Annotated in this window: 11 protein-coding genes; 1 reads left to right on the plus strand and 10 read right to left on the minus strand. The window is 57.1% G+C overall.

The genetic code is table 11. From position 1 onward, the window contains the following. Window positions 1–80 precede the first annotated feature (80 nt). From ACN0TS_RS16535 to ACN0TS_RS16575, 9 genes are all read right to left on the minus strand, one after another. Window positions 81–1,253, minus strand: a complete 1,173-nt coding sequence (locus ACN0TS_RS16535; RefSeq protein ID WP_417260468.1) for a DNA recombination protein RmuC — start codon at window positions 1,251–1,253, stop codon at window positions 81–83. Beyond that, window positions 1,250–3,148, minus strand: a complete 1,899-nt coding sequence (gene mutL / locus ACN0TS_RS16540; protein WP_417260469.1) for a DNA mismatch repair endonuclease MutL — start codon at window positions 3,146–3,148, stop codon at window positions 1,250–1,252. Before mutL ends, ACN0TS_RS16535 begins: the two co-directional genes overlap by 4 nt. Before the next feature lie 67 nt (window positions 3,149–3,215). Next, complete coding sequence (locus ACN0TS_RS16545) at window positions 3,216–4,520, minus strand: M16 family metallopeptidase (protein WP_417260470.1); 1,305 nt, start codon at window positions 4,518–4,520, stop codon at window positions 3,216–3,218. Next, entirely contained in the window at window positions 4,517–5,860 is a 1,344-nt protein-coding gene (locus ACN0TS_RS16550) for a M16 family metallopeptidase (protein ID WP_417260471.1), read from the minus strand. Before ACN0TS_RS16550 ends, ACN0TS_RS16545 begins: the two co-directional genes overlap by 4 nt. 96 nt (window positions 5,861–5,956) lie before the next feature. Then, a complete protein-coding gene (locus ACN0TS_RS16555) occupies window positions 5,957–6,454 on the minus strand; it encodes a DUF3035 domain-containing protein (RefSeq protein WP_417260472.1) in 498 nt (165 codons plus the stop codon). 57 nt (window positions 6,455–6,511) lie between these two features. After that, window positions 6,512–6,985, minus strand: a complete 474-nt coding sequence (gene lspA / locus ACN0TS_RS16560) for a signal peptidase II (protein ID WP_417260473.1) — start codon at window positions 6,983–6,985, stop codon at window positions 6,512–6,514. Between the two features lie 19 nt (window positions 6,986–7,004). Next, a complete protein-coding gene (purH, locus tag ACN0TS_RS16565; protein ID WP_417260474.1) occupies window positions 7,005–8,594 on the minus strand; it encodes a bifunctional phosphoribosylaminoimidazolecarboxamide formyltransferase/IMP cyclohydrolase in 1,590 nt (529 codons plus the stop codon). A 28-nt stretch (window positions 8,595–8,622) separates the two neighbouring features. Beyond that, complete coding sequence (locus ACN0TS_RS16570) at window positions 8,623–10,368, minus strand: heparinase II/III family protein (RefSeq protein WP_417260475.1); 1,746 nt, start codon at window positions 10,366–10,368, stop codon at window positions 8,623–8,625. Between the two features lie 109 nt (window positions 10,369–10,477). Next, window positions 10,478–11,758: an RsmB/NOP family class I SAM-dependent RNA methyltransferase gene (locus ACN0TS_RS16575; RefSeq protein WP_417260512.1), complete on the minus strand. Its 1,281-nt coding sequence runs from the start codon at window positions 11,756–11,758 to the stop codon at window positions 10,478–10,480. Window positions 11,759–11,805: 47 nt separating this feature from the next. Between ACN0TS_RS16575 and ACN0TS_RS16580 the strand changes: the two genes are divergently transcribed. Then, complete coding sequence (locus tag ACN0TS_RS16580) at window positions 11,806–12,021, plus strand: DUF1674 domain-containing protein (RefSeq protein WP_417260476.1); 216 nt, start codon at window positions 11,806–11,808, stop codon at window positions 12,019–12,021. 25 nt (window positions 12,022–12,046) lie between these two features. Here the strand turns inward: ACN0TS_RS16580 and dapB are convergent, their stop codons facing one another. Further along, window positions 12,047–12,856, minus strand: a complete 810-nt coding sequence (gene dapB, locus ACN0TS_RS16585; RefSeq protein ID WP_417260477.1) for a 4-hydroxy-tetrahydrodipicolinate reductase — start codon at window positions 12,854–12,856, stop codon at window positions 12,047–12,049. Between the last annotated feature and the right edge of the window lie 14 nt (window positions 12,857–12,870).

Raw genomic sequence — 12,870 nt, forward strand, 5'->3', positions numbered from 1 at the left:
CCATTGGGTTGCTGATGGAGTGTGCGCCCTTTGGCCTTCCTCAGAAATGACCTAGGTCAAACGCAAAGCAGGTTGATGGATCACGTTTTGGACGAAATCGGAACGACGGGTGCGACAGTCCCATCTGGGGCCAATTCCTCGAAATCGAAATTATCGAGGCGGTGCGCGCGCTTACCCGCCTTCTCCGCCGAGATTTTAATGTCTTCCAGGTCTTTAGCCGCTTGACCGAAATGGCGGTCTAGATTTCCAACACGCGCCCCAAGTCGTTCAACGTCAGCATGCAAAAGCGCCAGTTCTTTGCGGATAGCGCCCGCTTGTTCACGCATCCGCGCATCTTTGAGAATCGCCCGCATCGTATTGAGCGTGGCCATGCAGGTGGTTGGAGAAACAATCCAGACCCTCTTATCGAAACCTTCGCGCACCAATTCAGGGAAGTTCGCGTGAAGCTCGGCATAGACCGCCTCAGACGGCAGGAACATCAACGCCCCATCAGCGGTTTCACCCTCAAGGATATACTTGTCGGAAATGTCGTTGATGTGCTTTTTCACCGAGGCGCGGAGCATCTTGGCCGCTTCATTCAACTCCCATTGCGTGTCCGCACGGCGCAGCGCCTCATAGGCCTCAAGCGGGAATTTACTATCGATGGCAATCGGTCCAGGCGGGTTGGGTAGATGAATCAAACAGTCGGCCCGCCTCCCGTTCGAAAGCGTCGCTTGCAGCGTGTAGCTGTCTTTGGGGAGCGCCTTGCCCACGATGTCATTGAGTTGGATTTCGCCAAACGCGCCACGTGTTTGCTTGTTGGACAGAATATCCTGAAGCGACAGCACATTGCCCGAGAGTTTCTCGATATTGGCCTGCGCCTTGTCGATGGTCTGCAAACGCTGTTGCAAATCGCCAAGCGACTGCGCCGTGCGACGTGCAGACCCTTGCAGGCTTTCATTCATGGTCTCGCTGACCAACGCCAAACGTTTTTCCATCAACTGGATCATATTGCTCTGCGCCGCAGCCTGCGCCTCAGAGACATGAGTCAACCCGCCCGCGAGCTGCTGTTGCCCGTCCGAGAGCATCCGGACAGTCTGGCTCAAGTGGTTCATCTGCCCTGCGAGCGGCAATGTCATCCGTGCTGCTTCGCCTGACCGTTTCAACACGACAAACAGCAGAATCACGACAAGCAAAAGCACAGCCGCCGCGATCAACGTCAAAGCCGTTAAAGGATCAGAAAGATCAATTGTCGTCGCTCCAGTTTGGATCATGTGCGCCCGAACAGCCGTTCAATATCACTGAGCTTCAATTCCACATAGGTCGGGCGGCCGTGGTTGCATTGCCCCGAATGCGGGGTTGCTTCCATCTCGCGCAAAAGCGCGTTCATCTCTTCTGCCCGCATTCTGCGCCCTGAACGGATCGACCCGTGACAGGCAACACGCGACAACACGGCCTCAATCCGCGCCTGAACGCTTAGGCTATCACCAAGGTCTTCCAATTCATCAAGCACATCGGAGATCATCGCTTTTGCATCAACGCGCCCTAGAATGGCGGGGGTTTCGCGCACGGCTATGGCACCGCCACCAAATGGCTCAATCACAAGGCCAAGCCGCGCCAGATCATCCGCCATTTCCAAAAGCGTCTGCGCATCATTCGCGCCCAGTTCGACCACTTCGGGGATCAAGAGGGCCTGAGACGCAACGCCGTTTTCGGCCATCTGCGCTTTGAGTTTTTCATAGACGAGGCGCTCGTGTGCCGCGTGTTGATCTACAATCACTATGCCACGCTCGGTCTGTGCGATGATGTAGTTTTCATGCACCTGCGCACGAGCCGCCCCAAGTGGCAGAGCCTCAACCTCGGGCGCAGCCTCAACATCCTCGAACCGTGCCGACGGATGCGCCGCCTCGGCAAACCCTGGTGTCTCGAACCGTTCTGGCGCTTGCCATTGATAGCTTTGATCCAACACCTCCGAAGAGGGGCGCGGAGGGGCCGTATAGCCCCCCAGACGTCCACCCAATGAGCGTTGATCCATCTGATAGGACCGCGGCGCATCGCCCTGCCCCTCTGGCCGCATCGCGCCCAAAGTTGCGTTGGCCACAGTGGTCGAGGCACGGTGGCCTGCCTCCGCCAATGCATGGCGCAGCGCGGAGACAATCAACCCACGCGCCAATCCGGGATCGCGGAACCGCACTTCGGACTTTGCCGGATGCACGTTCACATCGACCAAGTGCGGATCACAGTCGATGAACAAACACGCCGCAGGATGACGATCACGGCTCAGAAAATCAAAATAGGCCCCGCGCAACGCGCCGACCAACAGCTTGTCTTTGACGGGGCGTCCGTTGACGAACAGGAATTGTGTCACGGCTGAACCGCGTGAATAGGTCGGCAAAGCGGCGTAACCCGTCAGGTGCAGCCCCTCACGCTCTGCATCTATGGCCAAGGCATTTTCAGCAAACTCCTTGCCCAAGACACGCGCCAACCGTCCATGCAAAGCATCGAACAAATCACCGCTTTCAGGATCGGCACGAAAGGTCACGCGCCCTTCACCGCCACCCGAGACATCGCGCAGGGTAAAGCCCACAAACGGTTCAGCCATCGCAAGACGTTTGATCACATCACCAATGGCCTGAGATTCGGCGCGGTCTGTGCGCAGGAATTTCAGTCGCGCAGGTGTCGCATAAAACAGGTCGCGCAATTCAACGATGGTGCCCTTTGACAAAGCCGCAGGTTTCACTGGCTCTGAGCGCCCCCCAGACACGGTCATAGACACGCCCTCGCCCCCCTCGACGCGAGAGGTGATCTTAAGGCGTCCAACAGCACCAAGCGAGGGCAAGGCTTCGCCGCGAAAACCGAAGGTATGAATGTCGAGCAGGTCGGAGCCGTCGATCTTTGACGTGGCGTGGCGTGATAGTGCGAGAGGCAAGTCGTCACCCGTCATCCCACATCCGTCATCTGTTACACGGATGAGGGTTTTACCGCCGTCGGCGTAGTCCACTTCGATCCGACGTGCGCCCGCATCGACAGCGTTTTCAACGAGTTCCTTCACCGCAGAGGCAGGCCGTTCAACCACTTCGCCTGCCGCGATACGGTTTATGGCCCCTTCGTCCAACTGACGAATTTCGGGGCGCTGCTCATAGCTTATATTGGGGCGCGGAGAATTCATGCCACTAGAAGTAGCATGAGCCCTCCCGATTCGACCATGCTGAATTCCGCGGGATTTGGTGCAGATTTCATTCGGCTTCCAAACCCTCTGGCTGTCCGACAACGACAAAGGTCAGATTTTGAGGATCATACAGATCCCACGCCACACGGTTGATCTCGTCCAGCGTTACGGCGTTCACCAAATCATTCCTTTTGGCGATATAATCGGTACTCAGGCCGACCATCTGCATCCCGACCAAAATTTTCGCGATCGGCGCATTGCCATCAAAACGCAGCGCATAGGCGCCCGTCAGATAGGTCTTTGCGATATCCAATTCCTCGGCGGTGATCCCATCGCGGACGATTTTAGCCCATTCGTCTTTGACCACCTGAACGGCTTCCGCCACAGCGCTATTGGCCGATGAAAACTGCCCCACAACCAAGTTCGCATGATCATACGAGGCCAAATACGCACCGATGCCGTAAGTCAGCCCCCGTTTTTCACGGACCTCCTCCATCAAACGGCTCTCGGCTGCACCGCCGAAAATTTCATTGGCGATATAGGCGGGGATGTAATCCTCATCGTCCCGCGCGATACCCGCGTGCCCGAACAAAACCACCGATTGCGGCGTTTCATAGGGAACAACAGTAACACCACCGGAGATCGCGGGTGTGACGGTAGTGGGCATTTCAGGACCGCTTTGCGGCAGATCTCCAAACAGATCATCAATAAGCGCCGATAAGTCTTCAGCCGTGATGTCTCCCACCGCCCCGATGTAGACGCGATCTTTGACCATCGCGTTTTTGTAGGCTGTGAACATATCGTCGCGCGTCAATCCTTTGACGCTCTCCAATGTCCCGTCTGCGGAGCTACCATAAGGGTGGGCACCAAAGGCTTGGCCATAAAAAGTTGTCGAAGCAATCTCACTCGGATCGGTCTGCGCCGAACGGATCACGGAGTAGACCTGCCCCTTAACGCGCTCTATGGCATCCTCATCGAAACGCGGCTCCACGATAGCCTGACGCAACAGCGCCACGGCCTCGTCACGGTTTTCCGTCAGGAATTTGGCGGAGATCGACACGCTGTCCATCCCCGCATTAAACGAATAGCTGGCAGCAAGGTCGTCACGCGCCTTGGCGAAGGCCTGCGCATCCATGTCACCCGACCCCTCTTCGAGTAGCGCCATCATCAGGTTGATCTCTCCGCGCTTGGCCTCACGGTCAAGCGCCGTGCCGCCACGGAACCGAATTTCAAGTGCGGTAAAGGGGATCGAATGCTCTTCAACCAACCACGCCTTGAACCCGCCTGACGTAGTGATGTCTTGGACCTCAACCGCAGCCTGAGCAGAGGTTGTAAAAATTGCAAAGAGGCACGCAGCCAGAATGCGGATCATTTTGTCACCTCCGTAGCGGTCTGTGGTGCGTCGGGCATAAGCCACCCTGTCACGGCATTTGATTTATCGAACACGGACCGCGCCGCTGCCATAACGTCTTCGGGTGTCACAGCGCCAAGGACGTCGGGCCATGCCTGAATATCATCCAAGTTCAGCCCAAGCGTCAAAAGCTCGCCATAGCGCCGCGCCAAACCTTCGATGTTATCTTCGTCATAAATAAGCGAGGCGCGGAGTTGAGTTTTAAGTCGGTCAAACTGCTCTTGGTCGACGCCTTCGGTCAAAAACTCTGCAATCGCCCCGTCCAAAGCCGCTTCTGCGTCCTCAAGGGAGACATCGGGTGTCGGCACAATCACCAAGCCAAAGGTCGCAGCATCCAATGTTGCCCCATCATAATAGGCAGACACATAGACCGCTTTTTGTTCTTCAAAAGTCAATTTCTGACCCAACACCGATGTGGCGGCATCGCCTCCTAACAAGGCTGCGAGAAACTGCAATGCTGCGGCTTCTTTCTGATCACCTGTGTTGCGCTCGGGAGCGAGGTAGGTGCGGGTCACATAGGCCTGTGACACACGCGGATCGGACATGGACAAGCGGCGCTCGGAAAGCTGTGGCGGTTCAGTCGGGCGCAGACGCGGCGGTAGATCAGGCGTAGGCGCAATCGGGCCATAATAGGTTTTTGCCATTTCATACACCTCATCGGGATCGACATCCCCCGCCACCACTAAGAAGGCATTGTTCGGCGCGTAGTAGCGGCTGTAGAATGCAAAGGCGTCGTCGCGGTTGAGTTGCTCGATCTCGTGCTTCCAGCCGATGATCGGAATGCCATAAGGATGGTTTAGGTATTGCGCCGCGCGACGTTGCTCCATGAACAGCGCACCCGGATTGTTCTCCGTACGCATATTGCGCTCTTCCAGAACCACATTGCGCTCCGTGGCCACATCCTCTTCGGTCATCTGGAGATTGCGCATACGATCCGCTTCCATCTCCATCATCAACGGCAGACGGTCGGCGGCGACACGTTGGTAATAGGCCGTATAATCCCACGAGGTGAAGGCATTGTCCGATCCACCGTTGCGCGTCACGGTCTCAGACAACTCGCCCGCGGCCATCTTATCGGTGCCTTTGAACATAAGATGCTCAAGGAAATGCGCGATGCCGCTTTTGCCCATTGGCTCGTCAGCAGCCCCGACTTTGTACCACACGGTATGGACAACAACGGGGGCGCGGTGATCTTCGAGGACGTAGACCTCTAAACCGTTGTCCAATTCAAACTGGCTCACCTCAACAGCAAAAAGCGGGGACGCCAGAACACTCAACACGACAGCGAGAATACGGATCATTCGAGTACCTATCTGAATACGTTCGGCGCATACTCGCGCCCCCGCGCGCCAAGAGCAAGCGGAGGTGACGTGGATGTGATCAAACAGGAGGGCGCGTTAGTTGCGGGGTGGTGCGGATGGCACGTTCACGCCAAGCGCACGCAGGCGCTGCCATTCGGCAAAGGGATCAAGCGCGAAGCGTTTATAAGCCCGTTCATACTTGTTTTTCTGCCACGGAAAACCAATCCAACCACTACGCTTGAGCTTGGATTCGTCAGCTTTTGCAAGATCAGTTCGGATGGACGGATTGACGCCAAAGCGCGAGGCATAAGAGACAATCCCACCATCAACAGCGCTGCCTGTGTTCGGACGTCCACCAAGTGCGACAATCGCATCGGCTTTGGGTTGTTGATCAGCAAGATTGACACCCTGAGGTGTCGGAGCCGGCAATGCCGTGAAATCCGTCGGTGCTTCCAAAGGTTTGGATGGCACAACGCCGAATTCATCAGGGCCAGTCGAGATCGCCGAAGGGCGCAGGTCCGCTTTGGGCGCACAGGCCGTCAAAGCAAGCATTCCCATCAGGCACAAACCCGTATTTAGAGCCTTAAACTGCATAAACTCCGTCCCTCAAGCCGATATCCTGCACATATGTAGCGCAAGCAAGCGAGGACGTCACGCCCGCTTTTTACCATCCCCTGTGAAAAGGATCAGACCGAACGCTCCCGCGAAAATCGCGATATCTGCGACATTGAACGAATAGGGGTTGGAAAAGCCACAACAGGACATGTTGAGAAAATCCGCAACCGCACCGTAAATCACGCGATCCAACGCATTTCCGAGCGCGCCGCCGACCAACAATCCCGCGCTGAAATTGCCTATGGCGGAAAAGCCCTCTTTGCGCACCCATGTGATGACCCAGATCGACACAACAACAGCCAAGCCGACCCAAATCCACCGCGTCAGTGCCGCATATTCCGAGAACAGGCCAAAATTGACCCCCTCGTTCCATGCCATCCGAAATACCAGATAGGGCTGTGCAACGATAATCTCGCCTACAGAGCGCAAGTTGAGCGCATGCACCACAACCCACTTCGACATCTGATCGATGAGAAAGGTGATCAAAGCTGTCCAAAGGGTTAGGCGCATGCGCTCTCCAATTCAGCGTTTAGTGACGGAAGTGACGCATACCGGTAAAGACCATCGCCAGACCCGCCTCGTCGGCAGCGTCAATGACCTCTTGGTCGCGCATGGAGCCACCAGGTTGGATAACACAGCTCGCCCCAGCAGCAGCTGCCTCAAGCAAACCATCCGCAAACGGGAAGAACGCATCAGACGCCACAGCGGACCCTTTCGTCAAAGGTTCAGGCAAGCCCATCGCCTCGGCCATACGCTCTGCCTTCTTCGCAGCAATGAGAGCCGAATCAAGGCGCGACATCTGTCCCGCGCCGACTCCCACCGTTGCTTGGTCTTTGACGTAAACGATGGCGTTGGATTTAACGTGCTTGCCGACTTTCCATGCGAACAACAGGTCTTGAAGCTGTTCGTCAGTCGGGGCTTTCTTCGTCATAACCCGCAAATCGTCGAGACCGATAAAGCCCGCATCTTTATCCTGAACAAGCATCCCACCTGCAACCTGACGCACAGTGTTGGAGGTTGCCAGAACATCGGGCAAGCCATCCGTGGTCAACAAACGCAGGTTCTTTTTCTTCGCAAAGATCGCCTTGGCCTCATCAGAAGCGCCAGGTGCGATGACAACCTCGGTAAAGATCTCGGTGATCGCCTCGGCAGTCTCAGCATCAAGTGCCTTGTTGAGCGCAACAATACCACCGAAAGCGGATGTGCGGTCACAGTCGAAGGCTTTTGTGTAGGCCTCTAGGAGAGTGGACCCTTTTGCGACACCACATGGGTTGGCGTGTTTGATAATCGCAACCGCAGCCGATTCCGCAGGATCAAACTCTGCGACCAATTCAAACGCCGCGTCCGTGTCGTTGATGTTGTTATAGGACAGCTCTTTACCCTGATGCTGGGCCGCTGTTGCAACCCCCGCACGCGATGAGCCATCCACATAAAACGATGCAGTTTGGTGAGGGTTTTCACCGTAGCGCAAGGTCTGTTTAATCTGACCTGCCACAACGCGACGGCGTGGAGCGGCCTCACCAATCGCATCAGCCATCCATGTGGACACGGCGGCATCATAGGCCCCCGTGCGGGCATAGGCGATTTGAGCGAGTTTCTGGCGGAACGCATAAGTGGTCTGACCGTCGTTGGCCTCCAACTCCGCGATCAACGCATCGTAATCTTCAACATCCACCACAGTCGTCACGAACCCGTGGTTCTTCGCAGCCGCGCGGATCATTGCGGGCCCGCCAATGTCGATGTTCTCGATCATCTCGTCGTAATCCGCGCCACGCGCAAGGGCAGCTTCAAACGGATAGAGGTTCACCACCAGCAGATCAATCGCACCGATGTCATGGTCACTCATTGCTTTGACGTGATCGGCGTTGTCGCGCAGCGCAAGCAAACCGCCGTGCACTTTGGGATGTAGCGTTTTCACGCGACCGTCCATCATCTCGGGGAACCCCGTGACATCCGCCACGTCCTTCACCTCGAGCCCTGCATCGCGCAGCGTCTTGGCGGAACCGCCCGTCGACAACAATTCGACACCTTTCGCCGCAAGGGCTTGGCCCAATGCAACGAGGCCAGTTTTATCAGATACGGAAAGAAGCGCGCGCTTTACAGGTGCGAGATCGGTCATGTGGCAGTCCCCAGATCAAAGGTCTAAATCAACTCAACGTCTCGTCATCCATCTCTAGATCACGCAGGGTATTTGGTGTCTCCTGCGCCTTCGCGAGAGTCCAACGGACGCGCGTCGCATAATCCATTGCGGCCGCAGATAGAACCACTTGTTTGCTCGCACGCGGTTTTAATCGCCCTTTTTCGAGATAAACCGACCGTTCGAGGCTTAAAGTTGCCCTTCCGTCATGGCGAAACACCCAAATCTCGCCTGACTTGAGCGCCATCGACACCGCAGCACCGCCCATGTCCAACTCCGCGTCTACGTCGGGATGCAGGTGAAACCGCACCTGAAACGGGATGCCCTGAAGCTTCTGGCGGTCCATCATGCGATCGAATTGTTTCTCATCCGCACCCGTAATTGTGGCCAATGTGTCTTCGCCCGCCAAACCGCGCCCATCATGGCTCAAATCAATCTGTCGCACATGAGTAAGACCGTGGGTGCGCACATAGCCATTGTGCCCCGCAACGAAGCCGACGTCCGCCCCGCCATTGCGCATCTCGATCCGCACATCCGTAGGGACATCCACCAACAACTCACGCAAATGTCCCCCGACCATTGTTTTTGGACCAAGACGCGACGAGGAAAATCCTTCGATCCCCAACGTCGAGTGCGAGGGCGTTGCCCGCCCAGCGCGCCGCCAGTCAGGACCGAAACTGGCCCCCGAGCCGCAATTGACGATCACGGGGCGACGGCCCGATGTCATCTCAAAGGCCAAGGTCGAGGCATGGGCATTGAATGATACCGGAATAGCGGGCGGAGGCGAAGCATCCACAATAAGAGAAGTGCGCCCCGCATGCAGCCGCAAATAGCCCATATGTAGCCCTTCGCCCGCCGCATCACGGTTGCCCGACGCCGCCAAGGCGTGATCAAGCCGCCCCTCGGCCCCTCGCCCACCACCGTGGAACCGCGCCAACCCACCGTCGGAATGACGCAGCGCCCGCAAGGTCGGCGCGATCCGTGTAAGCGCAGCTAAATGCGCCTCGTCCGCCACTTTACCCGCTTCGGACAGTGCGGAGGCCGCCCACGTCAGTAGTGTAAAGACTTCCAATAGCTCTTCGGGGTTGCGCGTCGGCAAACCACCCTGCGTATCAATTCGTTCGTCACATTCCCGCGCCAGAGCCTTCACAGCAGGGGCAACGTGCTCTTCCATTCCCTGCAACGACAACCCTGCATAGATCAGTCCTGTCAGCGCCTCGAACCGCGGCAAGCCTTCGGACGCTGTGTGCCACCTACGGGTCAGGAAAATAGTCTGCTGCGCGAGGGTTTTATAAAAGGCATCTGAGGTTTCAGTGTCCTGTCCAGAGAGGAAAAACAGCGCGTGGTTGATCCAACGGATCAGACGGCGCCCTGTGAGATCGGGGGTCCACCCTGCGCCAGAACCATTCATATGGCGGCGCATCCATTCCTTGATCCAATCTTGCGTGCGGGCGCGGGCATTCACATCACCAACGGCGGCCAAATCATCTAGCCACGCGAATCCGTGTAACTCCTCAACGAAATCCGAGGTCGGCATCGGAATGTCCCAAATCGTGACCTTGGGCGCCTCCACGAGATGCCCCGCAAACAGGAAATTACCCGCGATCAACTGGCGGCCCTTGGCGAAGGATCCAATGGATTTGGGTTCGGGTTGCGACACAAATCCCGTTGCGGGTTTGGTACGCGATGCCCGCCACGCATGAACCCTGTTCATGCGACGAATGGTTTTTGCCCGCCAATCGTCTTTCCGCGACATCCGCGCCTGCCTCACTTAGCTCACCTGCGCCCGCTCTCTGCGGGTCGTTGTTTTGCGGGCCAAGATAGCGAGACGCGGACGTTCTGTCATTGCCGTTTTACGCCTGAGTTCACGAGCGGCGGAAAACCGTGATGAAAAACCCGTCCATGCCGCCCCGATCAGCCCAAAAATCTGGTCGTGTGCGCAACCCTTCTGGACCGATCCAATCGGCCTCGACCCCTTGTACCTTCAAGGCCTCTAGGTCCACGCGCAGATCAGGATGACGCGCCAAGGCATCGCGCACCTGCTCCTCACCCTCGTCGATCAACATACTACACGTGCAATACACCAAACGCCCCTCGGGCTTCAAAAGCCCCAACGCGCGGTCGATCATGTGTTCTTGCAACTCGAACAGAGCCGGAAAATCCGACCCGTCTTTGGCGTAAGGCAAATCAGGGTGGCGACGAATTGTGCCTGTCGCCGTGCAAGGCGCATCAAGGAGAATCGCATCAAACGGCCCGCCCTCGTATTCAAGCGCATCACTCACGATCATCTCTGCCGACAAACCGCAGCGTGCAAGGTTTTCCGCCACGCGTTTCATCCGGATTTCGGAAATATCAAGCGCGGTGACTTCGGCTCCAGTTGCCGCAATCTGCATCGTTTTCCCGCCGGGCGCGGCACACAGATCAAGCACACGCTCATCAGGTTTCGCCGCAAGGATTTTGGCAGGCAAAGCCGCAGCCGAATCCTGAACCCACCAGTCGCCCGCATCAAAGCCCTCGAGTTTTGTCACTTGGACAGCACCATCCACCCTCACCGATCCCGTCGGCAGAACTACGCCCCCCGTCGCGGCGGCCACGGCCTCCGCGTCGCCTTTGACCGTGAGATCAAGAGGCGCACCTTTGGATTGCGCCAACTCCATCGCCGCTACAGTCGCTTTGCCGAAATCCGCAATCAAAGGCTTGCGCAACCATTTGGGCATCATTGGCACTGGCAATGTCTCCCACTTGGCGACATCTCCCGACACCTTGCGCAGCACCGCGTTGATCAGGCCTTTGAAATGCGCAAACGTCGCGTTTTCCTGCATCAGCGAGACGTAGCTATTCACCACGCCGTAGGACGCCTCACCCGCCTCGCACATTTCATAGACACCCAAACGCAGGGCGTTCATCACATGCGGCGCAGGAAGCGTCGACAAATATGGCCCCAACATCCGGTCACACCGATCCATAACCCGCAGACACTCTGTCGCGAGACGCTGCGCACGGGCGCGGTCATCAAACGCCAGAACGGCGGTTTTCTTTGTCAGGACTTCGGACAAAAGACGGTTTTCGATCGTCACCGCATCAAGCAATGCGAGGGCCACACGGCGCGGATCGAGGCCCGCGACTTTTGAGGAACTTGTTTTCATGGTCATGGCGGGTATATCAGAATGAACGCACGGACAAGGATTAGACCATGAACGATACCCCTGAAAATCCCTCAATCATTAACGGGCGTGACATTTCTGACCTGCCGCCTGCGGCACAACGCGCACTGATCGAGGCCGAAGAGCGCCGTAAGAAGGCACTGGCCGAGGCCAAAACCATACCCATCGAGCTTGGTGGCCGCGATGGACCCGAACCCGTGCGCTATGGCGACTGGGAGAAAAAAGGCCTCGCCATCGATTTTTGATGAGGCCCGCGATGTGGTTGGCCGCTTAGAGACCAAGCACATCCATCATATCGTATTCACCAGGTTTCTTGCCCTGCCCCCAAAGCGCCGCTTTCACGGCCCCCTTAGCGAAGAGCGACCGATCACTGGCAACGTGGCGCAAAACAATGCGCTCCTCGCCGCTGATGAACATCACGTCGTGTTCCCCCACAATGTCGCCACCACGGATCGCAGAGAATCCGATATCGCCTTTTTTGCGCGCCCCTGTGATGCCGTCACGGCCCGAATCGCGCACCTCAGCCAATGAGACACCGCGCCCTTCGGCGGCGGCCTCACCGAGCATCAATGCCGTGCCCGACGGCGCATCGACCTTGCGGTTGTGGTGCGCCTCGACAACTTCGATATCGTAGTCATCGTCCAAGGCCTGCGCGACCATCTTTGTCAGCTTGGTCAACAGATTCACGCCAAGCGACATATTACCCGCGCGGATGATCGTTGTGTGACGCGCTGCGGGTTCGAGCTTGGCAATCTGCTCGTCGCTCATCCCCGTGGTGCCAATAACATGGACGCAATGCGCCTGCGCTGCCAAATCCGCAAACTTCAATGTCGCCTCGGGCGCGGTGAAATCAATCACCGCCTGTGCCTTTGCAAAGGCCTCCAAAGCATCATCAGTGACGCACACGCCCAGAGCTTTACCCCCCATAGCCTCGCCCACATCACGTCCGACCCAATCGTGGCCTTCGCGTTCAACTGCGCCAACCAAAGTACACTTGTCCGAGGCCGCAACTGTATTGATTAGCATTTGGCCCATACGGCCCGATGCGCCCGTGATAACGATGCCGGGAAGGTCAGACATTGCGGTCTCCAGTG

Source organism: Celeribacter sp. (assembly GCF_048266405.1).
In the GTDB taxonomy this organism is placed as follows: domain Bacteria; phylum Pseudomonadota; class Alphaproteobacteria; order Rhodobacterales; family Rhodobacteraceae; genus Celeribacter.

Coding starts and splice junctions, on each gene's coding strand:
- ACN0TS_RS16555 (WP_417260472.1), bottom strand. CDS start 6,454: ATGCAGTTTAAGGCTCTAAATACGGGTTTGTGCCTGATGGGAATGCTT.
- lspA (WP_417260473.1), bottom strand. CDS start 6,985: ATGCGCCTAACCCTTTGGACAGCTTTGATCACCTTTCTCATCGATCAG.
- purH (WP_417260474.1), bottom strand. CDS start 8,594: ATGACCGATCTCGCACCTGTAAAGCGCGCGCTTCTTTCCGTATCTGAT.
- ACN0TS_RS16550 (WP_417260471.1), bottom strand. CDS start 5,860: ATGATCCGTATTCTCGCTGTCGTGTTGAGTGTTCTGGCGTCCCCGCTT.
- ACN0TS_RS16575 (WP_417260512.1), bottom strand. CDS start 11,758: ATGAAAACAAGTTCCTCAAAAGTCGCGGGCCTCGATCCGCGCCGTGTG.
- ACN0TS_RS16580 (WP_417260476.1), top strand. CDS start 11,806: ATGAACGATACCCCTGAAAATCCCTCAATCATTAACGGGCGTGACATT.
- dapB (WP_417260477.1), bottom strand. CDS start 12,856: ATGTCTGACCTTCCCGGCATCGTTATCACGGGCGCATCGGGCCGTATG.
- ACN0TS_RS16535 (WP_417260468.1), bottom strand. CDS start 1,253: ATGATCCAAACTGGAGCGACGACAATTGATCTTTCTGATCCTTTAACG.
- ACN0TS_RS16545 (WP_417260470.1), bottom strand. CDS start 4,520: ATGATCCGCATTCTGGCTGCGTGCCTCTTTGCAATTTTTACAACCTCT.
- ACN0TS_RS16570 (WP_417260475.1), bottom strand. CDS start 10,368: ATGTCGCGGAAAGACGATTGGCGGGCAAAAACCATTCGTCGCATGAAC.
- mutL (WP_417260469.1), bottom strand. CDS start 3,148: ATGAATTCTCCGCGCCCCAATATAAGCTATGAGCAGCGCCCCGAAATT.